1 protein-coding gene is annotated in these 299 nt (G+C 45.2%); it reads left to right on the forward strand.

From position 1 onward, the window contains the following. A partial coding sequence (locus tag A3761_RS27330) for a hypothetical protein (protein WP_197472939.1) occupies window positions 1-299 on the forward strand: 299 nt, incomplete at both ends.

A 299-nucleotide genomic window follows, 5' to 3' on the forward strand; every position in this document is an offset into this window, starting at 1 on the left:
GCCTTATGTAGGCCGGGAGCGTAGCTTAATAGACTTTGTTTACGATGTTTTTGGTTGTTTGGCTGCATTGCTGTGGTATCTCGCTCGATTTCGAAGTACTAGCAGAAGCCGGAAAATGATGATGCAGGGAATAGCTTTGTTTTTGATTTTGGCAAGCCTGCTTTACCCAGCTTATCGATGTTATGTGAAGCTGGAGGCTGATCGCTTATTTCCGGTGATCGCGAACTTCGAGAGTTTTGGCTGGGCTCAAATTGTGTTAGCAAAAAATGGCAGTGAGCTTGAAGTTGTCAAAGCACCTG

This window comes from Oleiphilus sp. HI0123 (assembly GCF_001635315.1).